This is a genomic window from Nostoc sp. (assembly GCF_036917555.1).
In the GTDB taxonomy this organism is placed as follows: Bacteria; Cyanobacteriota; Cyanobacteriia; order Cyanobacteriales; family Nostocaceae; genus Nostoc.
Genome location: NZ_JBALDD010000074.1, coordinates 74,436 through 99,766, shown reverse-complemented (window position 1 = coordinate 99,766; position 25,331 = coordinate 74,436). Strand labels below are relative to the sequence as shown.

Genomic DNA, 25,331 nt, shown 5'->3' with positions numbered 1-25,331 from the left:
TGTCCCCACTCCCAATGTTTAAAAAATCACAGCCAAGGGAACACTGAAATTAACCCAAAGCCAGTTTAGGTAAATGCTATGGGTACTGTCTCCAAAGGAAATGTCACCGTGGTATTGTTTTACAAGCGTACTAGTTTATTAATTACTTCTATCTTGCTGGGGTTGATAGCTTTGCCAAATATGGGATGGGCACAAAAAACCCCTGAGATTAATGCATCTGATGTAACCCCCGCTTACCCACTTTCCCCACCGCCACCGCGAGTAGAACCTTTGCCCGATGAGCGGGGAGTTGAAGAAAATTCGCCAAAAACTGATTATCGTGTTGGTAACTTACTAGGAGATGTTACAGGTAATCTTTGGGTAGGTTCTTGGCGGGGACTATCGCGGATTGATCCTAAAACCGGCAAGATTATTTCTCGTGTTAGCTTACCAAATGTTGCCATTGGTGCTTTAGCCCAAGACAAAGTAGGACGTTTGTGGGTAGGAAGTTATGAGGGACTAGTTCGAGTTGACCCCCGCACTAACGAAATTACTGCACAAAATTTATTTTTGCCTTCAAAACGCGTATTGTCACTATTACTTGACAAACGAGGTTATTTGTGGACTGGAACTGATAGCGGTTTAGCTCTCATTAGTCCCGACCAAGGCTTGATTATGACAACATTAAAAAATCTGCCTGGTGTCAGCGCTAACGCCCTAACTTTAGATGCTGAAGGTCAATTGTGGGTTGGTACTCTTGATGGATTGGTGCGGGTAAATACTGCTAGTGCTGCGATTATGAAGCGAATAGCCGATTTACCAGGGACAACTGTACAAGCTTTAGCTATTAGTCCAGAAGGGTTAATTTGGGCGGGAATGCCGAATAATTTGCTAGTTATTAACCCAAAAACTGGTGCAGTGTTGCGGTCTGTAACTCGCTTACGTGGGCGTGACGTGACCGCGGTACGTTTTGCTAAAGATGGTAGTCTCTGGGTGGGGACTAATAATGGTTTGTTACGATTAAATCCAAATACAGGAGCTGTATTAGACGGAGAAGTTGCTGGACTTCCTTCTAGTCGGGTTATTACCCTTGCACCTGACATCGGCAATAAATTATGGATTGGCACTAGTGAAGGTCTAGCTTGGTTAATGCCCAAAACAGACAGTGCAAAACCCCATATTGCTTTCAGCCGCGCCGTTAAATGATTAGTTAAGAGTTATGAGTTAGGAGTTATAAGTTAAAAAATTTTTTAAATTCAAAACCCTAACTTCTAACTCAGCACTCAGCACTCACTACTCAGCACTCAAATAAATGGCAATCACTACCCAGCAATTAATTCAATGGAAACAACAGGGACGTTCAATTGTCGCGTTGACCGCCTGGGATTATGCGATCGCTCAACTCCTCGACGCAGCTGGTGTAGACTTAATCCTTGTGGGTGATTCTATGGCAGTAGTTCTAGGGTATGAAACAACACTGCCAATAACTTTGGATGAAATTATCTATCACGCCAAATCTGTGCGCCGTGGGGTTAAACGGGCATTAGTAGTTGTAGATTTACCATTTTTGACGTATCAAGAAAGTCTCCAACAAGCGATGCACTCAGCTGGGCGGGTACTAAAGGAAACGGGCGCTCAAGCGGTAAAATTGGAAGGTGGCTATCCAGCGATCGCCCAAACTGTAGCTCGTTTAGTAGAAGCTGGAATTCCGGTCATGGGTCATGTGGGTTTGACACCGCAATCAATACATCAACTGGGTTTGCGACAACAAGGAAAAACCCAAGAAGCCAGTGAGAGGATTTTACAACAAGCGATCGCTCTCGAACAAGCAGGTGTATTTTCTCTAGTCTTAGAGCATATACCCGCAGATTTGGCAATGCAGATTTCACAAAAATTAAGTATTCCCACAATTGGTATCGGTGCAGGAATTCACTGTGATGGACAAGTATTAGTTACCTCAGATGTCCTCGGACTGGCAGAAAAGCATCCACCATTCGCTAAAGTTTACACAAATTTGCGCGAGACGATTACCAAAGCTGTGCAAGATTATGCCGTGGAAGTGCGAGAGCGAAAGTTTCCTTAGAAAAGTTAAAGAAATAAGGGAATAATCGAGAACATAAAAAACCCCGACTTGATAGCCGAGGTAGATGGGAGAAGTCCAAATATCGATGGGATATTGTAAAACCGAAGTCTGTTTTTCTTAGTTAACACCCAACGCAACCAAAACTATGTAGGTAATAGACAAGGTGCAATTTTAGCTATGCAGCTTACTTTGGGGCTTTACTAAGCTATGTAAATAAATATAACAATAATATTATAAATGGTCAACTAGACTTGACAAACAAAGGCTGATATATTTTATAAGGACTACTTATCAAGGCAGTAGGATCGGCAAATAAAACGGGTTACTGGGTAAGATATAGCGGTTCCCATTTGGATGCGGTACAAAATCATATCGCGGGGTGTATCTCACACAAATGAGAAGCGCTATAGTGCAATGAAAACGAGAACTGATATTTTGGGGAGTAGAAAAAGTAAGCGATTAGCTGCACAACTCAGGGTAGGTGGAATTAAGCCAAAAATTTGAGAAGCTAGCTACTAGATCGCGAAAGTCTTTACAATTCCCTTGTTGACTCAAAAAGTATTTCTCGACCTATGACGAATCAAGCTCCTATACCGGTTATTGTCAACGGTGCTGCTGGCAAAATGGGCCGTGAGGTGGTTAAGGCGGTGGCACAAGCGCCTGACTTAAACCTAGTGGGTGCAATTGACCACAGTTTAGAACATCAAGATAAAGATGCTGGGGAGTTGGCGGGTTTAAGCGAACCTCTGGAAGTGCCGATTACCAATCAATTAGAACCGATGTTGGGGTATGTGGCTGGTGACAGACAGTCTCCTCCAGGGGTGATTGTAGACTTTACCCATCCTGATTCAGTTTATGACAATATTCGCGGTGCGATCGCTTACGGTATTCGTCCTGTAGTCGGCACCACTGGGTTAAGTCCAGAACAAATTCAAGACTTGGCAGACTTTGCCGACAAAGCTAGCACTGGTTGTCTAATTATTCCTAATTTTTCCATTGGGATGGTACTGTTGCAACAAGCTGCGATCGCAGCTTCCAAATATTTTGACCATGTGGAAATTATCGAACTGCATCACAACCAAAAAGCTGATGCACCCAGTGGTACTGCCATTCAAACGGCGCACTTACTAGGAGAATTGGGTAAAACTTTTAACCCTGCGCTTGTAGAAGAAACGGAGAAATTAGCAGGAGCCAGGGGCAGTATTGCAGATGAAGGGATTAGAATTCATAGCGTGCGCTTGCCGGGATTGATTGCCCATCAGGAAGTGATTTTTGGCGCAGCAGGACAGATTTATACTTTACGACATGATACGAGCGATCGCGCTTGTTATATGCCAGGAGTGCTACTAGCGATTCGCAAAGTCTTAACGCTAAAGTCGCTAGTATATGGATTAGAAAAGATACTTTAAACTCACTATTGGGCATTCATTACTCAGCACTCATGTTAGTACCACTGACTCGCCAGAAATTTGAACAAGTTGTCCCCCTAATTGCCACTGGTTTGCAGTACAAGTACTACTGGGGGAAGTTCTCAAATTTTTTGCAACGGCTGTTAATTTCTGTAGTTGCGGTAGTTGTTATTTTGCTTGTAACAGTTATTTTCAAGCTTGAGTTTGCTTCAATAGTATTTGTGCTAGGGGTAATTAGCGCTTTTTTTTGGCTGTGGTATCCAGTGTTTCAAGCAAGTATGCGGAATTTACAATGCCGCCGTTACAAGTATGGCGGCTTTTTTCGTGGTCGAGTCCTAGATTGGTGGATTACAGACCAGTTGATAGGTAAAACCGAAACAGTCAACAACAAAGGTGAATTGGTGATTGTAGAAAACCGAGAAAAACAGATAAATTTAGAGATAGGTGATGACACAGGATTTAGCATTGAGTTTGTAGCACCATTGCGTTCAGCACACAAAGTTATTACTCGCGGTCAAATTGCAGAAATGGTAGTGATGTCAAATCGCCCAGATTTGAGCAGTATTGATGAATTCAGCGATATATACTTTCCCAATCGTGACCTGTGGGTTAGCGATTATCCTTATCTGCGGCGGGATTTCTTTAACGAAGTCGGTCGCCGCTTGCGTGAAGACCAACAACAAAAGCCGCGTCGGCGGCGTCGTAGAGTAGAGGATTGAAGAAGTGATTAGTATAGGTTTTGGGACTTAGACAAAAAGTGGTCAGAAAAAAGCCTCAAATTTATATACAGAGAGACTTTAACATCGTTTTGTCTAGTTTATTGATATATCTGGGTTTAAAGCCTTTTTGAGCATTTGGTGTATTTTTCTTGCCCTGTATGGGTTTGAGGATTATTTGTGCCTCAAAAATGTTTAAGTCCCGATAACAAGTTTGCGCCAACTGGGCCACAGCACAATCCCTGTGAGCTTGAGAATCAGGGTCAAGAGGGCGACGATACCCACGATCGGCAAGCCAGTGTCGCCTGCGAGTAGTTTGTAGTGCAACTCATAAACCCTACCAATCCAACTGGTTTCCCACTGGCGATCGCCTTTGTTACGATCAACCTCAAAACTGCCAAGAAACAGTTCCTTGAACTGTAAAGGGCTGTCCATAGTCAACACGACCACCAAAATATCCAATTTCAAAATACTCTACGTCAAATAAATTTTTGAAATTGAGTCCGATTCTAAATCTATCTCTGTTGTAGAAAATAGATGCATCAGTCCGAAGATAACTTGGGATATCGTAAGTATTTGGTAAATCTCCAGCGCGTAGTTTACCGCCGTAGGCATCGCCCACAAAAAACAAACCTAAACCAAATCCTAAACCCTTTAAATCACCTTTTTGAATTTCGTAAGTTGTCCATAGATTGAAAGTATGGTCTGGGACACTTTGCAAACGACTTCCAACTTCAAAAGTAGCATCTTTAGTAATATGGGCATCCGTATAGGCATAGCCGGCAGAAATATTCCATCCCGGCAAAATTTCGCCCGCCAAACTCAGTTCAACCCCTCGGCTATTCTGCTCGCCCGTTTGGATTTGAAAATCTTGATCATCTGTTACCAAAACATTGGTACGGGTCAAATCATAGAGAGCAAGTGTTGCCGAAAGTCGGCTGTTTAAATCTGCCTTTACTCCAACCTCAAACTGTCTACCCCGTTCTGGATCAAAAAGAGTATCCAAATTACTGCCAAAAAGAAATGTGCCTCTTGCTGGCGTAAATGAACTGATATAGCTGGCATAGAGTGAAACAGCGGGAATGGGTTGATAAACAATGCCAACTCGAGGACTTAAGGCGCTATCTGATTGGCTACTTTCTGTATTCGCAATAAAATCTTTAGAAACTTGCTTAAACCCATCAAATCGCGTGCCTAGAAGTACCTTCAGGCTTTCTGTAAGAGCGACTTGATCTTGAAGATAAATGCCAAAGGAGTCTGTTGTTGCTTCATTACTATATTCAAAGGGAAATAAACCACTACCACCATTGGGTTGACCGTAAATAGGATTGAATATATTAATGGAAGCAACAGCACCATCAGATGCAATTCTTGGTACTGCACTTATCGACCGATTCAAATCAACCCCAAATAGAAGCTGATGCCCAATTGAACCTGTAGAAAATTTGCCCACAACATTTGTGGTTAGAGTATAGCTAGTAAACCTATTGTCATAGATTGAGAAAGAACGATTCATCGTTCGGTTGTCTGCATCCAAACCATCAAGTCTCGTTTCTGTGGAATAGTAACTACGATAACCATACCGAAACACATTGGTTAAAGACCAATTGTTGTTAAATTTATGTTCTAGTTGATACCCAGTTCTGACGGTTGTTCCATCTATGTTATCGGTCGGTTCAGTCAAGTTGCGATTACGGGGGAGTTTACCGTTAGGGTTCGCAAATATCGTGCCCACAGTCGGCAGACCAAATCCTTTGCCAGAGTCTCTAGTTCCGATGTAGTCTGCGCTCAAAGTTAGGTTAGTTTTCTTGCCGATCGCCAAACTAACGACAGGGGATAGGCTCAAACTTTCACTATTGTAGAAATCGATAAAACTACCTGAATTTCTATAGGCGGCATTAAAACGATACAGTGCAGTTTTTGAGTCATTTAACGGCCCAGAGAAATCAACCGCGCCTCGGTAGAAATTGTAGCTGCCAATGGTGGCGTCAATAGTGTAGAAAGGTTCGCTCAAGGGACGTTTCGTGACGATATTGATGCTTCCCCCCGGACTGCCCAAGCCAAATAGCACGGATGCGGAACCTTTGAGAACTTCGATTCGCTCTACATTGGCAAGCTCAACCGAATCTCCAACGCCAGGATCGGGTAATCCATCTCTGAGCAAGCTATTATCCGCTACACCGAATCCGCGAATTTTATAGTAAACGGTTGGACCAGCCGTAAATTCTGCTATGACACCTGCAACATTTCTGAGCGCATCGTCTAGGCGGTTAACCTGCTGGTCACGCAGTACCTGTTGGGGCACGACTTGAATTGATTGAGGAATGTCACACAAAGGTGTGTCTGTTCTTGTCCCAGTTGAGGAGTTGGGTACGCGATACCCATCTTGCTCCCCTGTCACCAGCAACTCAATCGGCTCATCCTGCTGCGCTGCTGGTTGCTCTTGTGGTGTCTCAGCTGTTGGCTTTTCTGGTTGTGGCTGCGTCGCTGTTGCAGCAGAATTTATCCCAAAAACCAGCCCTGCATCATCATCAAATAACTCAACCCTTGGCAAAGTATTCTCACCTACCACCGTCACTCAGATAGTATTGCTATCAATATTTGTAACTGTTATCTCAATAATTCCTGCAAGCGGTTTTTCTGAACGGAAGGTGAAACCATTACCATTGGGCAAACACAACTGAGCATTAGGAATATCAGCAATAAAATTATTACTTGTGCTGCGGTTGGTAATTTGCAGTTGTTCCCCAAGAGTTGTCTCTAAAATTACCTCTACACCTTTGTCTGTAGGATTTGCCTTTACTCCCGTGACTGGGATGATTTCTGATGTGGATGTTGGTAACTGTACCAAAATTTGGGCAGTGCGATTAGAATCAGCAGTCTCTGCCGATGTTATTTGTATCCCCAGAATAAAAAATATACCTGTCAAAAATAGCGATGTCTGCCACAAATTCAACACTGCTCACACCAAAATCGATAGTAATTGTCAAAAACATTACTCAACTTTCTGGTGTAACGTGAAGACTTTTTTATCGCTATACGGATTTTTTCTGCTGCATTTAATATTGCTTAGGACAAAAACCGAATTTTTTCCTAAAGGCGCTGGTAAAGTAACTGTGACTGATAAAGCCAACAATGTTAGCAATTTCTGACACTTTCATATCTCCAGTTTCTAGGAGTTGACGCGCTTGTTCTAAGCGATAGTGATGTAAATAACTAAAAGCTGTTGTGCCAAATACCTGACGAAATCCCTGTTTGAGAAGATAGTCGTTTAAACCTACTGCCCTTGACAATTCCATAAACGAAGGCGGATTACTTAATCGTTTCACCAAAATATCTCTGGCATGATAGGTTCTTTCTACTACATCCGACTTCAAAGTGTGAGGGTGGTTATTACCATCCTTAATTTTTATCTCCTGTGCAACCAACATTCCCATCAACTCTAAAGCTTTACCTTCCAAATACAGCCGCTTGGCAATTCCTTGATAAGGACACTCGATAATTTGCCGTGTAACAGTCTGCATAGCAGGTGTTGCAGTTCCACAACGGCAGTAATATGTTTGATCAGATTGCCGAATCCACGGTTGCAACGCTTGGGGTAATTGTCCTTGTTGATTGGCAGCAAAAGAATATAGTGATTCAGGCTGCATCAGGATATTCACCTCCAGAAAGGAGTTTTTATCCGAACAATCACTCGTTTGCTTGGGATCTAGTCCACTTCCTACGAAACTATACTCGCCTGCACCAACACTTCTGTATTGATCGTGATGTTCTCCAGAAAAATGAAAGTGATATTCTAACCAATCATGTTCTTGTTCTGGTTGTAGAATAATCATGCGATCGCGCATTTGCAAATTGCCAATTATCAACTCCAACCCTTGGTGTAACTCAATTCTCCGCCAGTAACCTTGTCCCAGCCGTCGCGGATATTTATATACCACATCCAACACATCATCTGGATCTGGGTGTTGGGAACGTTCCACCGTCTCCTGAAATAGTTCATCAAAGGCTTGCTGGGAAAGGGTGATTGTCATAGCGATCTTGAGATAAAAACTTAGCTCTTAATAAGAAATCATCTCATTAAAATTTGTCTATTTGATTTTGCGTTACCGCTTTTCCTGTCAAAGACGCTACGCGAACGGGAAACCACTTCGTGTCTATGCGCCCTACCCGCAGGGTAGCCGATGCAGTGTCTATGCGGTTTCTTCCTTATATAATTTGGCGCATATTTATACAAAATTGCTACAGGAGGTTCGAGCTTTCGGACTCAGGATAAGTCTATCTCTCCTACCCTGAATTTCCTGCCTTGTTACTAACGAGAGCATCCCACTTTGATGAGTTTCCCTTGTAAACGATAAGTCACTGCCCCACAGGCAAAACCTGCCGACTTAGGTTCTACGTAAGACCGTGTTGGCGGATTTTGTTTATCTAACCGCGATTTCCAATCGCCAGATATTTTTTCTAGAGTGGGATACTTGCTTAAAAATTGTGAGCCTGCAACAATATCGTGAGGCCCCTTAACATTTATTTTAGAACTATTTATGTAGATGTTATAATCATAAATAACGTTTTTATTTTTAGTCTTATTATTAATATTTTTTCCAGGAAAAGCATAAAGAATGTTCCTGAGAATTTTGACATCAGATGAGGTATGAGCAAATATTTGTCCGCCATTAAGTTCTGGACTCTGATTATTTAAAACAGCTGTGTTATTTACAATATCAACATGTTCGCTTAAAAATGCATGAATACCCGATCCACCATTATTAAATGCAAGATTATTTTTAACTAAAGTATATCCTTTATATGCATCCAATTTTGAGTTATTCTGATCGTTTCTAGAACTATCGATAATAATGCCATTACCGTCTGTGATCTTTCCGACTGCAATCCAAGGAATGTACATGCGATTGTTGTAGGTTTTGTTGTTAATAACAAAAATCTTGTATCCCCGCTTGTTGTCAGAATTCCAACTATTCAAAATCGAAATGCCGCTGTTACCATAAACGCTATACCAGGCATTATCGAAAACTTCGTTATTATCTATTGTCACATAGTCCGATTCGATAGCTGAAATGCCTGCTCCTCCACACCCATGTACCTTGTTATTGACAATACGTATATGGTGACTACGACCATCTTTTCGTCCATCTACATTAATGCAATTTCCATTCGTTAGCGGGTTTTGTTTATTAGTTTTCTGACTCATCGCATAATCAAGGCTTATGTTGGCATTGTTTCCTATCACCTCCAACCCATTTATCTCAATATATGATGCTTTCTTGTGAATAAAAATTCCCTGCCATCCATTGTGTTGAATTTTCGGCTGATGTCCAGGATATGCTTTAAACTTAATCCATGCATTTGCTGTTCCAGAGCGAGTAATAGATACTACGTCCCCACTTGGTTTTGCATTCCTGTAGACTCCGTTCATAATCGATACTGTGTCGCCAGGATTGGTTAGATTTGCTGCCCTTTGAATTGTTCTAAAGGCGGATGAAGTAGAGAGTCCGCTATTTTTGTCATTTCCACTACCACTAACATAGTATGTTTTCGGAGTTGCCCTAATGCTGATTAGCTGATGGCTAGATAGGATAATTTGTTTGTTAGTGAATATCTGAGGGATGTTTTCAACTAAATATATTTTTATCCTTTCTCGCTCAACCAAAAGACCTAATACCACGGGAATTGCAAGATATGCGCTTAACCTGAAACCTCGAATTACCACAACAAAAGGCTCCTTTATAGGCACTACTTAACAAAAATATAATATCAGGATATGTCAGTCGTTTTAAATACTATTTGGCATCAAGGGTATGATACAGCCGACTTTTCTAGCTCCCCCGATTTCTATCTTGTCCATAGGCTTGCCAAGCTAAGTCTACCAACCCATCAACGATCGCAGCTGCTACAACTGCATTACCTTTGCGGCTGTCAATCGTGATGTGAGGCACTAGTGAGTCTTGTAAACGCTTCTTAGCTTCATCAACATTTACAAATCCCACTGGAGTTGCGATTATTAAAGCAGGTCTAATTTCCTCAACTTCAATTAAATCCACCAGTGCAGTCAGGGCCGTTTGCGCTTGACCCACCACAAAAATGCCCTCTGGATAACGCTTTGCTAAGGTTTCTATTCCCCATGCTGCGCGAGTTTTTTCTTTTTGAGGGCGTGTCAGAGCTTCCATGCTGCAATACACTGGATTCGCAAAGGTGTTTTGAATGTCGTAGGCAATACCTACTTGTACCATCGGGACATCTACCACAATCGTGGTACGTGCGGCTAGCGCTGCTGCTCCAGCTTGCAAGGCACGCTCAGAAAAGCGAATCAAAGACTTATACTCAAAATCAGCAGTGGCGTAGATTACCCGACGCACAATCTCATACTCTGCGGGTGAAAAGACATGATCGTCAATTTCACTATCAATGATTGCTAAACTTTGAGCATCAGTTATATGCCATTCCATTTTTGTTGAGCTTCTCAAATATTAGCTTTCAGCTTATCAGCTTCAGAGAGTTTAGAGTTAGGAGTCAGGATTTATAAGTTAATTAAACTACTCACTCCTAACTACTGACTCATAACTCATTACTAGAAGAAGACCGACTGAAAATAGGAGATAGGTAGGCAACCAAGACGCCAATGAGAAACCCAGATATATTGCGAACTAAAGGCAACCAGTCGCTTGTACGTGTCACAACTGGCCCAATGCCGAAGGCAATAAACAATATTCCCCACAAAGGTGAGAAAATTAAAGCCCATTGCCAAGCAAAAACTTGTCCTTTTTCACGGGGTTGAGCTGCAAATCCACAAATCACCCCACCAATAACTGAGGTAATCAAGGTGAGAATCCACTGCTCTCGTGGTAGTCCAGGGACAACATTGCAACCCCCTTTGAGCAAACAGCCTTTAACTGATTCTAAGGCTTGTAGAATGGCTTGGTCTTCGCCTTCTTCTCGGACAAAGTACAAATTACCGAAACGGGTTTGCAGTTCTATCCAAAAAGTCCGGGGTAAAAGTTCATAAACAGCATCACCGACGCTAAAACTGAGGATGTTACCACCACGAGAATCAGCAACGAGTAGAATGCTTTTGTCATCCAAACCCCAATATTTGATAACCGCGCGACCTGGGGTGCGGTCATACTGGGTTAAGACTCGCAATTTCCAACCTGTGTCGGCTTCAAACTGCTCTAAATCTTTGACAAGCTTTTCTTCTTGCAGCACAGGCAGAGATTTAGCTAAATCTACAACTGGGGTAAAGGTGTCAGGAAGTAACTCAGGATTGTCATAAGCCAGTGCTGGGGAAGAATGCATCACCCAAATTGACCCAGCCAGGAAAAATATTGCAATAGATATTAGAATTCGTCGCCAAAAACAAGATTGCATGGACGTTTTTATACAAATATCAACGGTAAAAGCGAACAAGTTGTTTTAAAAGAGTACTAGAAAAATGATAGTTCTTTACACTTGTTTACTTTACTCTAATCCAGGGGATCAAAGCAAAAGGTTTTTGGAGAGTGGAGAGTAGCCTTCGTGATATATAAAGATAAAGTGTATTTTGTCAATCAGTTAAAATACCCAAAATATTCCTGTGGCTAGGGAGAGGGGAGGAGGCTATAGACACTAGACTCATCTACCCTATTTTTGATTATTATTATCGTCAAAGTTTTTAACAACTCAAAATTGACTAAGCCATAGTGGGTTCCCCATACAATAAAAGGGAAATGATTAGAGGTGAGAGACGACTAACAAAGAATTATTAATCCAAGAAATAGAAACTTTACCGCCGGAGTTGCTAACAGAAGCACTCGATTTGATCCGTTCTATTAAGGTTAACTATACAAAAAAGGAGTTGCAACTAGGTAAGCTTGAACCTATCCCTTTAAGGGATTCTACGGAAACTTCTAATGATTAAGAGCAACTTACATACTGTCCTGCTTCTGGACGCTCCATCCTTCGACACGCTGGCACTTGGGAAGGTGACGACTTTGAAGAATGCCTTCTAATTAACTTTACAGTACCCATCGTTCAGCTATAGTTAAAATACAGCTTTCTCCAATTAAAATATAAGTTTATCCATAAACAAAAATCGCTTTTTTTAAGCTGATAAAATAGCACCTTTTGACACCCGCAACAAGGAAGATAAGCAATGCTCTATGCCCTTTCTTTGCTCAATCTTCCTCATCGAAATTGTTTTCCCAGCTAGTGGCGTCGTTGTAACCGTCATTAGCGCGGTACACTTCTGCTTTGATTCGGCGATTTTCTTGCCTCAGCACTTCTCGTTCTCGCAACGTTAGTGGTGGTTTTTCATTATTTGGCAAGCGATCGCTCATCCGCCTTGCGGGTTTTTGGCGCGTGAAGTTTCTCCAAGCAGCTTTCGCGCCAATAAAAATACTGCGTGTACCTACTTGCAGATTTTGAGCCTGTTTTCTGGCAGTATCAAGACTTTGATCGACTTGTTTCGCGACTTGACTAGCACTTTTTACACCTTCACTGACATCATCAGTTAAGTCAGTGAGTTCTAAGCCAGTCATGCGGATAGCTTCTAAAGTGGGTGGTAACTCCCGTGAGAGAGTATCAAATAGCTTTTCTGCACTGCGAGCCGCGCGTGCTAACTCCTGCAAAGCCGGTATCGCCGCCACTAAAACCGCAGTCAAGCTTGTGGCGACTAAAAGTAAAGAAAGTCCCAACCAAAACAGGGGTTCAATCACGGTTATGTCATTTATGAGCGTTCTAATTGCTGGGGAAGTGAATCTGAGTCTTCAACAGACGTTTGTCGCTTCAAGACTTGGCTTTCTCGCTGGCTGGCATCTACACCTGCTGCGATCGCTTCCCGTAATCTATCTAAAGTGTCATCCCAGTTTCGTAATGCGCTAGCAGAGAGACGATCTGCCTGAATTTGCACACTCATTGATAAATCTTCTGCCAATTCTGGGATAGCATTGGCAGATTTTTTCAAAATTTTACGCGTTTCGCGCCCTGTGCGTGGAGCTACGAGTAAACCGGTTAAAGCACCGATGGTAGCTCCTAGGATCAAACCGCCAAAAAATACTCCAGAACGGTTATTAGACATCTTGTTGTTTCTCTCCTTACACCCATTTTAGGTGGGTTTTCTCCCCTTGCAAGACTCAACCGATTTTATTCAGTTAATCTATGGTGACAAAATATCAGCCAGAAATGTTGCTTTTATTCATTAATACTAAAAGCATTAATTACTTATAATTCAAAACTCCCTGTATCTCCCAAAGTTTTGATACCTCCGGTAAGCCTTCTGGCGGGCGTTTCTTTGTATTATGTCTTGCGTAGTTTCGTAACCAGTATGGCTAGGTTGCTTAAAATTAGGTTATGGAAAGGGGAAGCGATGCCTGCGGTGGTCACTGAGCTTTGTCGAAGTGCGGGCTATGCCTACGCTAGAAGCTAATACACCCTATGGGATCTTACTACGGACTTCTCTATATGTCCCCGCATCACCCCTAATCATAAATGTTCATCTCAACCTGGCATACAGAAGATTTCAAGTTGGTGAGGTACACAAGCTAATTCTGTTTCCTAGGTATAAAGCGTGTTTTACTCCTGAATTCTGAATTCTGAATTCTGCTGTAACTCATTTTGCAACTGTTCTTTTTCCAGATATTAACTCTAACTTCAGAAAATAACGCTGCCAGATTTGGCGTCCTAGCAAAAGTAGACTGATAATTTGCTGCACTTGTTGAATTTGTATTTGTAGCGCTTGATTTCTCTGCCGTAAGTTATAAATATTCTGTTGACTGAGATAAATATTTTCGGGTGCTTTATTCAGGGCTGCATTGGTACAACTTTCATAGGCGGTTAACCTATCTGCTATGTATGCTAGCTGCTGCTTAAGTTGCCACACCCGCCAAGCCACATAGATTAGTATCAGTGAAATCAGGGTGTTAATTATGACAACTAAAATTACCATTGTTTATCTTGACCAATATTAGCTTTGAGGAATTGTTCTATATACTTGATTTGGCTCTTATTTAATGATGAAGAAACTAAAGGATAAAATTTATGGCACAAAGTACATCTGGATTCTGGCAATAAAAAGTAGTTAGATGATGCTCTAAGCGATATTGAAAGGCTTTACTAACTGAAAATTAGTGTAACAAAGGCTGATGGCTAAAAAATCGCCAATTTGCCAATTTTGTAACAATGATATGTCCACACCTCACAAAACCACAGCTACAATTGCCTTAGATTCACGACTCGGTTTGCGAAATCAACCCGTATGATCGATAAGCCTCATCATTACTACCTCCCACTGCTTAACCTGAGAATTCTAGTCAATTTGCGACCTTTGTGGGATGTAAGCACAATGGTATAAACCCTTCAACAGATGGTAAGAGAACTACACTCCTTGGAGACTCCCCAGCATTGCCTTTATTATTGTGCTCCTACCTTTACCAGTTTTCTAGCCTGTTGTGTGCAGTTAACTAATATTTTGCCTGTAAAAACCTCGCTAGTGGTTCGCCAACCAAAAATTGCTGGGTGTGGACTGGGAAAACAGACAAGTGATAAAGAAGAAAGTCTATTAATTCCTCTTCCCTTAACCTTTACCCTTTTCTTTGCCGAAGGCTTCCCCGTCAGCCCTTAACTTCTTCCCTGCTGAAGACTTTTCCCTGGTATTTTACTAATACTTTACCAATAATGATTAGCTTTTTTTATACATCCAGTAGGAGATGAGGATGTCAAAAAAATCACCATTGAATAATTTCTTCCCAGCTATTCTTGCTGCCTTGACGATTGGATTTGTTGGGTGTGGAAATCAAGCTGTAAGAACTACATTCACTCAGACTAACAGCCAGGTAAATGAGAATCTTCCCCAAGTTGTAGTGACTACAAGCGTACTGTGTGACTTAACCAGGCAAGTTGCCGGAAATACAGTTAACCTCACCTGCTTAATTCCCCCTACTGCTGACCCCCAATTTTATAAACCAAAACTGGAAGATCGTAAAGCCATTCAGCAAGCTAATCTTATTCTTTATAATGGTTACAATTTTGAACCAAATCTGATCAAGTTAATTAAAGCGACTAAAAACCCTACACCAAAAATAGCCGTCGCTCAACTGGCAGTGCCTAAGCCACAAAAATTTCAGGCAGGTGGTAAGAATGTAACCGATCCTCATGTTTGGCACAATACCAAAAATACTATCAGAATGGTGGAGGTAATTAATAGTAATTTAAGAAAATTACAATCTAGTGATGCAGAAGCTTATAGCAGTAATACTAAAAAAATTACAAATGAACTCACTCAACTAGATAGCTGGATTAAGTCAAGAATTGCCAGTATTCCTACCAAAGAACGTAAGTTAGTTACAACCTCTGATGCACTGAGTTATTACACCAAAGCATACCGTATTTCATTGGCAGGAGGATTGCAAAGTATTAGTCATAACCAAAAGCTGACAGCAGAACGAGTCAAAAATTTGGCTACAAACATTAAACGGGCTAAAGTGTCAACAATTTTTGCTGAAGTGGAAATTAATCATAATCTGATTCAATCTGTAGCCACAGAAGCTGAAGTAAACATTTCTAACAGAAAGCTATATGCTGAGGGACTTGGTGAACCAGGAAGCGACGCGGACACTTATCAGAAAATGATGATTGCCAATACACGCACAATTGTGGAAGGACTAGGAGGGACGTATTTGATGTTTGAAACGAAAGCTGCTAGGTAGCTAAAACATCAATTCAGTAATCCTAAAAAACGGGTTTTTTGAGATTTCATAAAACTTGGTTTATTAACCTATCTTTGGAAGACAGAACTGGAGTTTTCAATGTTATGAAAGATGGGTAAAAGAGATTATGTTATTCAGATTTATCAAGTGTCCACCATACCAATGCTTTCTTTTGCATCTCTTTAATGAACCCATCTTTCCCATTCATATATCCGATGATATCGTTAGGATATTGTTTCGCTAACTTACGTTTTAATTCACTATATTTCTGTGCATCTTCGGGATGTGCAATCATGTAATCCCGAAATACTAAGTGTCGTTCTACTTCCGGTGATCTGGCTGTAAAGGTGTGGACATGATGCGTTCTTGTACCTGTTTCATTCTCTTTACGAAAGTAGCGGCGACCTGGTATGCCAAACTCGCCCATTACTTCATAACCTAACGCTTCCATACCCAAACTATGATCATCAACTTTGGTGATATTTTCAACTTCAACTAACAAATCAATAATGGGTTTGGCGTAGATATATGGAATTGCTGTGCTGCCAATATGGTGAATAGCAACTACATTTTCACCTAGTGTAAGTGCAACATACTTTGATTCATCGTCGAATTTGCCGCACCATATTGGATTATGTGGTACTACTTCTACTTTCATCAGGATTTAGAAACAACATTCTTAAATTTGAATTCAAAATTGAAAATCCAAAATCCAAAATTTAAAATCGACTCACCATCCCCAAGTACCAGGAGCGCCTTTAAATGGCCCAACAATATCACTGGTTATCCAACCACCGTAGAAATTACCTGGTTGTGGTTGCACCTCTTCGTCATTAACGTAGCATTTATCCATTAAATGAGCATAAAAAGCTACATAGTCCTTGATAGATTCAAAAGCTGGTGTGGGTTTGGGGTAGAACCAGGCAGCATTATGGACTTCTTTATCACCAATTCGAATTGTGTAGTAAACAGCACTTCCCTTCCACTCACAAAAGCTAGATTGCGGAGTCATCTGTAGATATTCCATTTTGATATCCGCTGGGGGAATGTAGTAAGAAGGAGGATGACTAGTTTCTAAAACACGTTTGGCGTTGTGAGTATCTACAATTACTACTCCGTTAAAGATTATTTGAATATGTTTGGTTGTGTCCTCCAAAAGAGGAGGACGGGGATAATCCCAAACTGATTCTTGTCCGGGAGCGGGTTCGATGCGTTGAAAATTAACCATCATCAAGAGTGTTGAGTGCTGAGAGAGGAAAAAGTAAGTACTCAGTACGGATGTACTTGGTGAAGCAGTAATTCTCCTTGGGGAGCCACTGCAATCTTTTAACTCAACCCTCTTCATCGTACTTGTTTAAGAGCATCAACTTGCTTGGTAAACATTTCAGTGAATAAACTAAGCACAGTCCTTTCTTCGCGCACTTTTATATTGGCACTGATGGACATACCTGATTGCAAGTTAACTTTTTTGCCCTTAATCACTAGGGATTGTTTATCTAATGCGACTTTTGCCGGAAATCTGTAAAACTGATGGGTTTCGTCTGGTGGTAATGCATCTGAACCTATACCAGTCACTTCTCCCTTGATATCGCCAAACTCGCTGTAAGGAAAGGAGTCAATTCTGACATCTACTTTCATACCTTTTCGCACAAACCCAATATCTTTGTTAGTGATGAAAACTTCAGCGATATAGTTTTCTTTGGGGACAATTTGCAACAGTTTTGTAGTTGGAGTTGCGACAAATCCAGGATTTTTTGCTTGCAAATCGAAAACTGTTCCCGCCACAGGTGCGCGGAGTTCTTGATATTTAACGTTTAACTGTGATTGAGATATTTTACTATTGACATCTGCCAAACGCTGCTCATTATCCAGCACAACTTTCATGAATTGGCTATCGATTGTGGCAATCTGCTGTTTGTTCTGAGCTATCTTATCCAAAATGTTTTTATCAGAAACAGCTACCGTATTGCTTAAATCTTGTTGTCCTTTTTCTATATCAAACTGGAGGCGTTTCACTTCTTCACCTAGTTGCGCTACTTCCGCCGTGCGGTTTTGTACTTCTTGTCGCTGGTTGAGATACTGAAGTTGAGAAATACCACCTTCTTCTGCTAATATCTTCAGCTTATTTAAAATCCCCTCTTGAATAGCTAAACTTGATTTACTATCTTGCAGTTTAATTTGATTTTGAGTAAATTGTTTTTTGGTTTTTTCTACTTCTAATCGCGCCGATGATGAGCGAGAGTCTAATTCTTGTTTGGCCACTCGTAGAAGTTGTTGTTCATCAATTCCTACTCCAGAATCTTGACCGGAATTTTTTAATTGAGTGCGGAATAATTCATTTTCTGCTACTAATGCTGCTCGACTTTTCAGTAGAAAAGCAGTTTCTTGTGGCAAATTACCGCGCAAATATAACAATTCCGAGCCAGTGGCAGTACTTGCATTCATCAATCGGCGATAAATCTGGTTTTCTTTAATTAATGCAAGGCGAATTTTATTCAAAGAATTTAATTCGGCAACAGAAGCTATGGAATCAAAAGTTAGCAGTAAAGTTCCTGGTTTTACTTCTTGTCCATCTTTTACATTAACTGTTTTCACCACTCCACTAACAGGAGCCTGAACTTCTTTGACTGTTCCTTGGGGTTTTAATTGCCCTGTTGCTGGCACTACTTGCTCAATTTTGGCAAAATAAGTCCAAGCAATTCCAAAACAGGCTAGCCCCATGAGTGTAACCATGATTGTACGCGACCAAATTGGAGATTGGCGCAAGACAATGGACTGCTCAAATTCTTGAGTGTTGGAGTTAGTGAAAGACTCTTGAATAGCTTTCTGTTGTTTTGTCAGTACCTGTGAATCGTGCTTCACTCCATTTTTGTGATTGCCGTTTTTGTGATTGCCGTTGAGGTGATTCCCATTAAGTTGAGTCATAATGATTTTGGGTTTTGGATTTTGAATTTTTTGTAGGGTGGGCAATGTTTCCCGATGCCAAAAACCTTTGCCCTCAAGAATGATTAATTACAAGTTTACATCTTGTTGCTGATACAGGTAACAATAATGACCTTTAGTAGCCATTAATTCTTGATGGCTACCTTGTTCTATAACCCTGCTGTTATCCATCACAACAATCATGTCTGCATTACTCACGGTGTTCAGTCGGTGGGTAATAAAAAATACTGTATCACCCTTGAAGGCTTTGGCTAAGTTGAGACATATTTGCCGTTCTGTGGGATAATCTAATGCACTAGTTGCTTCATCTAAAACTAATAATTTTGGTCGTTGTAAAACAGAACGAGCGATCGCAATTCTTTGTCGTTGTCCACCTGAAAGTGCAGAACCCCGTTCTCCCACCCGCGTATTGTAACCGTTTGGTAAGTTCATGATAAATTCGTGGGCGCACGCAACCTGAGCCGCTTCGATAATTTCTTCGGTTGTGGCATCGGGATTGGTTAGGGCAATATTTTCCTGAACGCTGCCGTCAAACAATAATGTTTCTTGGGGAACTACGCCAATTTGTCGTCGCAACGAATAAAGTTCCACTTTGGCAATATCATAACCATCAATCAAAATTCTGCCGGACTCAGTTTCGTAAAGTCTCAGCAGTAATTTCATCATCGTACTTTTACCAGAGCCACTTTGTCCGACAATACCGACAAATTTCCCTGGCGCAAATTCCAGGTTAACATTAGAAAGTTGCAGAGGGCCACTTGTGCCAAAGCGGAAGGAAACATTTTCATATTTCACTGCTCCCTTGATCGTAGGTAAGGGTATATTGTAGCGGTCTGTTTCTCCTTCTTGTGGGGTATCGACAATATCACTTAAACGCTCTAGAGACAAGGCAGTTTCTTGGAAGCTTTGCCAGAGTTGAGCTAAACGTAATATTGGGCTGGTGACGTAACCAGATATAATCCTAAAGGCAATTAATTCGCCTAAAGTTAATTCTTGTTGCAGTACTAAATAAGCTCCTACCCACAAAACAAGTAAGCTGCTGAGTTTGTTGAGAAAGTTGCTGGTAGAGTTAGCCAGGGTGGAAGTCACAACTGTTTTAAAACCAGCGGCGACAAACCGAGCGTAACGCTCTTGCCAGGAAAAGCGTGATCGCAATTCGATATTTTGCGCTTTTACTGTTTGAATGCCTGACATTACCTCCACTAAATAAGATTGAGTTTCGGCGTTGCGTTCGGCTTTGGCACGTAACTGTCTGCTAATAGTGGGAGAAGCAACTAAGGTGATAATCACAAATATTGGAATTGTGCTTAAGCCTACTAAGGTGAGTTGCCAACTGTAAATCAGCATCACACCGATATAGACCAGCGAGAATAGAGCATCTAACCCCACTGTTAAGGCAGTACCCGTGAGGAATTGGCGGATATTTTCTAGTTCGTTGATGCGAGTGGAAAGTTCACCCACCGGTCGGCGTTCAAAGTAACGTAGTGGTAAACGTAGTAAATGGTCAATAATTTGTGACCCTAAACCCATATCAATCCGGTTAGTGGTATCAACAAATAGGTAGGTTCGTAAGGTAGTTAGTACTGCTTCAAATAGTCCGACTACTAATAGCAAAACACCCAAAATATGTAGTGTACCAATACTATTTTGAGTGATAACTTTGTCGATAATTAACTGAACGACTAGGGGATTTGCCAACGCTGCCAACTGCACGAAAAAGGAAGCGATAAAGACCTCTATCAGGACTCGACGGTGTTTTGACAAATAGGGCAGAAACCACCGTAAACTAAAGCGTTCTTGCGGCGTTTGATTGGTAGCAGTCAGCAGTAAGACCCTAACTTTGGGCGGAAAGTCAGTTGGATCGACCTCTAATTGTTCAACCAATTGAGCGGGTTTGCAGCGCACAATTCCTTTGGATGGAACACCCACAACCACGGTATTGGCATCTACTTCATATAAAACGGCAAAATTATCACCGTAGCGAATCAGCGCTGGTGTCGGAATGCGCGTCACTGAGGCGACTGGTAACTCTATCAACTGCGCTTTAAGTCCAATTAACTCTGCCAGGTAAGCAGTCACTTGAAATGATATAGTGCCCTGACGTTTGATTTGCTCAGTTAAGATGCGGCGAACCACCTCTCGACGAAACGGCATTTCTAGGTGCTTCGCGATCATTTGGAAGCAGGCGAAGGTTGAATTCAGTTCTCCTTTACCGCCAAAAAATGGGTATTTTTGTTTTGACGAATTATTTGAATTTTGAGGGGCTGTCTGTGGAACTATTTCGTCTGATGCGTAGGGAATAATATCTAGGTCGTCAGCGCTATCTCTATCTACTCTGGTTTCAGTTACCGCAAGTTCTATCTGATGACTATCTTCTAAAATCAAATCTGAGGGATGTATACCAAGCAAGCGTGCGGGGTTTTGACCGATGACCTGGATCTTGTCTCTGTCATCGTCTGATTCTAAGCGATCGCCAGGTGACAAATCCGTGACTGTACCACCGCCACTCACAAACCAAACGCTTTTGCTATCGAGTTGGTTGAATGGAGTTTTTCCTGAAGGGAGATAATGTATTTTCGCCTGGGGTAAGGCCTTTTCTGCCAGTTCTCTGAGATTTAAGGTAGCGATCGCTTGCTTTTGCCAATAGGAACTGAGAATATCGAAAACTTCTACCAAATAACTGCGGTTCTTACGAGCTTCGGCAAAAGCTGGGTATGAAGCCAGAAAGCTAAAATATGCTGTTGCACTCAAGGTTAAACATACTACTTCGGTAGAAGCGATCGCTGTTTCACAGGCGACATCGCGCAACAAACCAATTTCACCAATAATTTCCCCAGGTTGCAGTAATTTTAAGGTGATTGGCAATTGCGTCTGGGGGTCGTATCCCAACAGGCGCACTTGTCCTTCATAAATGATGGTGATATGTTCCGGGAGACTTTCTTTACCGATGATTTTCTGACCTATGCGATAGCGCCAGGCTTGCAGTTGTTCTGATAGATTAGCGATCGCTCCATCTGGCAACTGCTCAAACCCCTCTAGGGTGGTGAGAAATTCGGGAAAAGTGTTCTTAATATAAGTCATATAAAACAAGTAAAAGTGAGGAATTAAGTCGGAAATATTAGGGAGTATCTCTTTTACTAACAGTGGCAGTGTTTGCTTTTATGCCAGCAGTGACAAGACTTCTGTGGAATTCAGACGTTTAAATGTGTAAAAGCACAGAGGACAAGTTCGTCTAATTGCAGACCTGTATTTATATCACACGGTTACAATCGTTATACGTTTTTCAAAATAAAGCATACTGTAAATAGATTGAGGACAAGTTATCACTTGGTTAACGCTACATAATTTATACAAAATTAAAATCAATATCTTAGTATTGCAACTATGCAAGATGGATACTTATCATCAAAGCAAAACACATAAACGTGGTTGTTAAATTTAGCGCTACATATTTTACTTTATGATAGTCAACATGAAAATATCATAAATATTTTCCTAAGTAAATATCCTAGTTAAGAATTATGTAATAAAAAAAACTTTAAATTTCTGAATCATTTTTTACAAATTCTTGAATACAGGGATTGACAATATCACTAATGGCGAAAAACAGCAGCTTTCCTCGTTAAAAATCACCTATACCTAATTATGAAATAATTCTCCATCACTTTTTTGCTAGCTTAATTTAATAAAAATTAACTGGAAAAGTAAAGAGTAAGACTGTTTATCACCTAGAGTAATTAACTATTAAATTTATGAAGTAAAGACAACAAGTGCCTTCAGTAAATTTACTAATTTAAGTAATAGCGAGTCCATCTAATTGTTATGCACAAAACAACCTCACCCCGCAACCGGGATGAAGTTGTTCGATTTTAGTAAGTAATTACTCGTATTTGATACTAGGCAAGATTATCACTCAAATTAACCTGCACAATCACATCATTGTAATCTTTGTCACCACCATTTCGTAAATCTTCAAAACCAAAGGTGTTATTTCCCAATAGTCGAATGTGATCTACCTTATCTGAGTTAGCACCCAAGAATGTGAAATAAACATTCCTATTGGCTTTGCCATTGAGAATTGCATCGGGTCTGCCATCCACAATAATAAATGGTGCAAACAAAGAATTCGGCCCGAAAGTGCCAGTGTAATTTGCAGTGCCTTGGTTGTCCACCGTCAAGTCAATGCCTCCAACACGCCCACGCACAGCGGCTTCGGCGTAGCCAGCCTGGCCAACGAGAATATCTGCTACCCCATCACCGTTGGTGTCAATTCCACCCTTCTCATCAGCCACCTGATAGAAGCCCACAAAGTTGTTGTAAGATGCTTCTCTGTTGACTGCAAACTCAGCTGATACCGATTGTGTCACACTCCGTAAATCAATCAGTTCGCCTTGATATTTACCTTGCAGACCTGTACCTAAAGATACCTCTTGACTGGTTGGCTGAATATTCACAACCAAATTCTGGAAGTTGAGAGAAAACCCTTCATCTTCTACGTTGTTATTTGTAGCTGAGGAAAAAAGCACACTTGAGAAGGGGGTTTTTCCAGACAGTACAGCCTGAGTAGTACTGTTCGATACCAGATAAAATCTGAGTTTGGTATCAGAGTCGAATTCTAATATGTTTTTCAGGTCGGCGGGATTAAAACCATTAGGCAGATTGGCAAGGGTGGAGAAAACCACCTTTGAACGGAAAAGAACTGCTTGTGTATAGCCTTCTGCACCAGGAGCTATGCCGTTAATCCTACCTTCTTCATCGTCAACAGTAAATACATTTAGTTCATTCACCTCTAAAGAGGTGTTGTTTTTAATCTTGACTGAGAGTTTTCCTTTATCACCTTTAATGTTCAGCTTAGTCTTGACACTAAAGATATCGCCTGTAATTTGTGTCACGACAGCAGTATCGTCAGCAACCGCAAGTTTAAACACATCACTGGCTTGCTCTCCAGCAACATCCTTAGCTGTGACTTTGATATTCAAACTACCTACGTCCTCATTCTCAGGAGTACCACTGAAGGTAAAGGTAGTAGGATTGAAGTTCAACCAAGTGGGTAGTAAGTCATCATTTTCCAGAGTTGCAGTGTAGGTGAGGATGTCTCCAACATCCGCATCACTAAAGGTGTCAGCTGGGACTGTAAAGTTGAAGAGTGTGTCTTCGGTAACTTGTTGGTCTGCAATTTCTTTTACCAAGACTGGAGGATCATTAACATTATTAATCGTGATTTTAAACACATCACTGGCTTGCTCTCCAGCAACATCTTGAGCAGTAACTTTGATGTTTATACTACCTACGTCCGCATTCTCAGGAGTACCACTAAAGGTACGGGTAGTAGAATCGAACTCCAAACCATTTGGCAGAGGATTATCGTTTTCTAGGGTTGCAGTGTAGGTGAGGATGTCTCCTACATCCGCATCAGTGAAGGTGTCATCTGGGACAGTGAAGTTGAAGAGTGTGTTCTGGGTGGCTTCTTGGTCTGCAATTTCTTTTACCAAGACTGGAGGATCATTGACATTATTAATCGTGATTTTAAACACATCACTGGCTTGATCTCCAGCAACATCTTTAGCGGTAACTTTGATGTTTATACTACCTACGTCTGCATTCTCAGGAGTACCACTGAAGGTACGGGTAGTAGGATTGAACTTCAAACCATTTGGTAGAGGATTATCGTTTTCTAGGGTTGCATTGTAGGTGAGGATGTCTCCAACATCCGCATCAGTGAAGGTGTTATTTGGGACAGTGAAGTTGAAGAGTATCTCTTCAGTGGCTTGTTGATCCTGAATTGCATTCGCTACCACTGGAACACTTAGTACTGAAGCGTAAACTGCCATTACTTCTGGCTGAAACGCTAGAGCAGGAACAATTGCCCCCGTAGAAACTTCCAGTTCCCAGTCACCACCTAATGCAGTACTCCCGGTTAAGTTATCAGACGCCGCTACTACTGCACCTGTTAATTCACTCAGGCGCTGTACAAATGCTTTACCTTGCTGTGTTTGCCCAACTTCGCAACCATACAATAGTAGTTGTGCATCTGCACTCAAAACATTTGCCCAGTTCATGAGTTGCCAAGCAGAATGGTTGAGGGTTTCGTAGCTGAGTTGACTGTTGCCCAAGTAGACTTGCCCTGGTGCGCCGTGAGAAACAATGTGTAGGCTGTTGATTTTCCGATAAGTTGCCAGCACTTGGCTAATTTGTTCAATGCCATTCTGGTCAGGATCTAAGACTATAACAGAGGTGTTCGGCAAGACACCTGCTACCAGACTTTGGTAGTTCTCAACCTGTGGGTCGATGAAAACTAAGTGAGTAGCAGGTATTTGCTCATACAAGTCTTGAGTTGGCTCTTTTGCGATCGCGATGGTCTTTGACATAATTCCTCTTATTAATTAATAGTTTTTTCGTTACAGCCGTTACGTGTTGTCTGGTGTAAATCACGTAGAAGCAGGATTTTTTTGGCATCGTGAAAGAGTCATTATTAAACTTATATAAAAGGCTAATAGTTAACTCC

General features: G+C 41.3%; 21 protein-coding genes. 6 read left to right on the top strand and 15 right to left on the bottom strand.

Annotated elements, in window-relative coordinates; genetic code table 11:
• The first annotated feature begins 78 nt into the window (after positions 1–78).
• The 4 genes from V7K60_RS28770 (at position 79) to V7K60_RS28755 (ending at position 4,190) form a co-directional block, all read left to right on the top strand.
• Entirely contained in the window at positions 79–1,185 is a 1,107-nt protein-coding gene (locus tag V7K60_RS28770; RefSeq protein ID WP_334930699.1) for a ligand-binding sensor domain-containing protein, read from the top strand.
• A gap of 106 nt (positions 1,186–1,291) precedes the next feature.
• Positions 1,292–2,062 carry a 3-methyl-2-oxobutanoate hydroxymethyltransferase gene (panB, locus tag V7K60_RS28765; protein ID WP_334930697.1) on the top strand — a complete coding sequence of 257 codons (771 nt, stop codon included), beginning with the start codon at positions 1,292–1,294 and terminating at the stop codon, positions 2,060–2,062.
• Positions 2,063–2,634: 572 nt separating this feature from the next.
• On the top strand, positions 2,635–3,471 hold the full coding sequence (gene dapB / locus V7K60_RS28760; protein ID WP_334930694.1) for a 4-hydroxy-tetrahydrodipicolinate reductase: 837 nt from the start codon (positions 2,635–2,637) through the stop codon (positions 3,469–3,471).
• A 32-nt stretch (positions 3,472–3,503) separates the two neighbouring features.
• Positions 3,504–4,190: a phosphate ABC transporter permease gene (locus tag V7K60_RS28755; protein ID WP_334930692.1), complete on the top strand. Its 687-nt coding sequence runs from the start codon at positions 3,504–3,506 to the stop codon at positions 4,188–4,190.
• Positions 4,191–4,382: 192 nt separating this feature from the next.
• Here V7K60_RS28755 and V7K60_RS28750 read toward each other — a convergent pair whose 3' ends face one another.
• From V7K60_RS28750 to V7K60_RS28705, 10 genes are all read right to left on the bottom strand, one after another.
• Positions 4,383–4,622: a PepSY-associated TM helix domain-containing protein gene (locus V7K60_RS28750; RefSeq protein WP_334930690.1), complete on the bottom strand. Its 240-nt coding sequence runs from the start codon at positions 4,620–4,622 to the stop codon at positions 4,383–4,385.
• Positions 4,576–6,765, bottom strand: a complete 2,190-nt coding sequence (locus V7K60_RS28745) for a TonB-dependent siderophore receptor (protein ID WP_334930688.1) — start codon at positions 6,763–6,765, stop codon at positions 4,576–4,578. The genes V7K60_RS28750 and V7K60_RS28745 overlap by 47 nt, the downstream gene beginning before the upstream one ends.
• Complete coding sequence (locus tag V7K60_RS28740) at positions 6,766–7,146, bottom strand: AMIN domain-containing protein (RefSeq protein ID WP_334930686.1); 381 nt, start codon at positions 7,144–7,146, stop codon at positions 6,766–6,768.
• A gap of 100 nt (positions 7,147–7,246) precedes the next feature.
• On the bottom strand, positions 7,247–8,221 hold the full coding sequence (locus tag V7K60_RS28735) for an AraC family transcriptional regulator (RefSeq protein ID WP_334930684.1): 975 nt from the start codon (positions 8,219–8,221) through the stop codon (positions 7,247–7,249).
• Between the two features lie 278 nt (positions 8,222–8,499).
• Complete coding sequence (locus V7K60_RS28730; RefSeq protein ID WP_334930682.1) at positions 8,500–9,915, bottom strand: right-handed parallel beta-helix repeat-containing protein; 1,416 nt, start codon at positions 9,913–9,915, stop codon at positions 8,500–8,502.
• 106 nt (positions 9,916–10,021) lie between these two features.
• Entirely contained in the window at positions 10,022–10,651 is a 630-nt protein-coding gene (locus tag V7K60_RS28725; protein WP_334930681.1) for a precorrin-8X methylmutase, read from the bottom strand.
• Between the two features lie 109 nt (positions 10,652–10,760).
• Positions 10,761–11,570 (bottom strand): TPM domain-containing protein, encoded by an 810-nt coding sequence (locus V7K60_RS28720; protein WP_334930679.1) that lies wholly within the window; start codon positions 11,568–11,570, stop codon positions 10,761–10,763.
• A gap of 785 nt (positions 11,571–12,355) precedes the next feature.
• A complete protein-coding gene (locus V7K60_RS28715) occupies positions 12,356–12,895 on the bottom strand; it encodes a DUF948 domain-containing protein (protein ID WP_334930677.1) in 540 nt (179 codons plus the stop codon).
• A gap of 11 nt (positions 12,896–12,906) precedes the next feature.
• Positions 12,907–13,257: a YtxH domain-containing protein gene (locus tag V7K60_RS28710; protein ID WP_334930675.1), complete on the bottom strand. Its 351-nt coding sequence runs from the start codon at positions 13,255–13,257 to the stop codon at positions 12,907–12,909.
• A gap of 531 nt (positions 13,258–13,788) precedes the next feature.
• Positions 13,789–14,124 (bottom strand): hypothetical protein, encoded by a 336-nt coding sequence (locus V7K60_RS28705; RefSeq protein WP_334930673.1) that lies wholly within the window; start codon positions 14,122–14,124, stop codon positions 13,789–13,791.
• A 417-nt stretch (positions 14,125–14,541) separates the two neighbouring features.
• Here V7K60_RS28705 and V7K60_RS28700 point away from each other — a divergent pair, with 417 nt between their 5' ends.
• Both V7K60_RS28700 and V7K60_RS28695 read left to right on the top strand, forming a co-directional pair.
• Positions 14,542–14,799, top strand: a complete 258-nt coding sequence (locus V7K60_RS28700; protein ID WP_334930671.1) for a hypothetical protein — start codon at positions 14,542–14,544, stop codon at positions 14,797–14,799.
• 91 nt (positions 14,800–14,890) lie between these two features.
• Complete coding sequence (locus V7K60_RS28695) at positions 14,891–15,883, top strand: metal ABC transporter solute-binding protein, Zn/Mn family (protein ID WP_334930669.1); 993 nt, start codon at positions 14,891–14,893, stop codon at positions 15,881–15,883.
• A gap of 130 nt (positions 15,884–16,013) precedes the next feature.
• On the opposite strand, the gene V7K60_RS28690 is transcribed toward V7K60_RS28695, so the two are convergent.
• The 5 genes from V7K60_RS28690 to V7K60_RS28670 all read right to left on the bottom strand — a co-directional run bounded on the left by V7K60_RS28690 (position 16,014) and on the right by V7K60_RS28670 (position 25,194).
• On the bottom strand, positions 16,014–16,541 hold the full coding sequence (locus V7K60_RS28690) for a GrpB family protein (RefSeq protein ID WP_334930667.1): 528 nt from the start codon (positions 16,539–16,541) through the stop codon (positions 16,014–16,016).
• Between the two features lie 72 nt (positions 16,542–16,613).
• The gene (locus V7K60_RS28685; RefSeq protein ID WP_334930833.1) at positions 16,614–17,111 is read right to left on the bottom strand and encodes a DUF427 domain-containing protein; all 498 of its coding nucleotides are present in this window, start codon (positions 17,109–17,111) and stop codon (positions 16,614–16,616) included.
• Between the two features lie 113 nt (positions 17,112–17,224).
• On the bottom strand, positions 17,225–18,808 hold the full coding sequence (locus tag V7K60_RS28680) for an HlyD family efflux transporter periplasmic adaptor subunit (protein WP_334930665.1): 1,584 nt from the start codon (positions 18,806–18,808) through the stop codon (positions 17,225–17,227).
• 87 nt (positions 18,809–18,895) lie between these two features.
• A complete protein-coding gene (locus V7K60_RS28675; RefSeq protein WP_334930663.1) occupies positions 18,896–21,907 on the bottom strand; it encodes a peptidase domain-containing ABC transporter in 3,012 nt (1,003 codons plus the stop codon).
• 815 nt (positions 21,908–22,722) lie between these two features.
• Positions 22,723–25,194 (bottom strand): putative Ig domain-containing protein, encoded by a 2,472-nt coding sequence (locus V7K60_RS28670; RefSeq protein WP_334930661.1) that lies wholly within the window; start codon positions 25,192–25,194, stop codon positions 22,723–22,725.
• Between the last annotated feature and the right edge of the window lie 137 nt (positions 25,195–25,331).

Excerpts from the sequence above, each read along its gene's own strand:
- V7K60_RS28770 (WP_334930699.1), top strand. The coding sequence starts at position 79 with ATGGGTACTGTCTCCAAAGGAAATGTCACCGTGGTATTGTTTTACAAG.
- panB (WP_334930697.1), top strand. The coding sequence starts at position 1,292 with ATGGCAATCACTACCCAGCAATTAATTCAATGGAAACAACAGGGACGT.
- dapB (WP_334930694.1), top strand. The coding sequence starts at position 2,635 with ATGACGAATCAAGCTCCTATACCGGTTATTGTCAACGGTGCTGCTGGC.
- V7K60_RS28755 (WP_334930692.1), top strand. The coding sequence starts at position 3,504 with ATGTTAGTACCACTGACTCGCCAGAAATTTGAACAAGTTGTCCCCCTA.
- V7K60_RS28750 (WP_334930690.1), bottom strand. The coding sequence starts at position 4,622 with ATGGACAGCCCTTTACAGTTCAAGGAACTGTTTCTTGGCAGTTTTGAG.
- V7K60_RS28735 (WP_334930684.1), bottom strand. The coding sequence starts at position 8,221 with ATGACAATCACCCTTTCCCAGCAAGCCTTTGATGAACTATTTCAGGAG.
- V7K60_RS28725 (WP_334930681.1), bottom strand. The coding sequence starts at position 10,651 with ATGGAATGGCATATAACTGATGCTCAAAGTTTAGCAATCATTGATAGT.
- V7K60_RS28720 (WP_334930679.1), bottom strand. The coding sequence starts at position 11,570 with ATGCAATCTTGTTTTTGGCGACGAATTCTAATATCTATTGCAATATTT.
- V7K60_RS28710 (WP_334930675.1), bottom strand. The coding sequence starts at position 13,257 with ATGTCTAATAACCGTTCTGGAGTATTTTTTGGCGGTTTGATCCTAGGA.
- V7K60_RS28705 (WP_334930673.1), bottom strand. The coding sequence starts at position 14,124 with ATGGTAATTTTAGTTGTCATAATTAACACCCTGATTTCACTGATACTA.
- V7K60_RS28700 (WP_334930671.1), top strand. The coding sequence starts at position 14,542 with ATGGTAAGAGAACTACACTCCTTGGAGACTCCCCAGCATTGCCTTTAT.
- V7K60_RS28695 (WP_334930669.1), top strand. The coding sequence starts at position 14,891 with ATGTCAAAAAAATCACCATTGAATAATTTCTTCCCAGCTATTCTTGCT.
- V7K60_RS28690 (WP_334930667.1), bottom strand. The coding sequence starts at position 16,541 with ATGAAAGTAGAAGTAGTACCACATAATCCAATATGGTGCGGCAAATTC.
- V7K60_RS28685 (WP_334930833.1), bottom strand. The coding sequence starts at position 17,111 with ATGGTTAATTTTCAACGCATCGAACCCGCTCCCGGACAAGAATCAGTT.
- V7K60_RS28680 (WP_334930665.1), bottom strand. The coding sequence starts at position 18,808 with ATGACTCAACTTAATGGGAATCACCTCAACGGCAATCACAAAAACGGC.
- V7K60_RS28675 (WP_334930663.1), bottom strand. The coding sequence starts at position 21,907 with ATGACTTATATTAAGAACACTTTTCCCGAATTTCTCACCACCCTAGAG.
- V7K60_RS28670 (WP_334930661.1), bottom strand. The coding sequence starts at position 25,194 with ATGTCAAAGACCATCGCGATCGCAAAAGAGCCAACTCAAGACTTGTAT.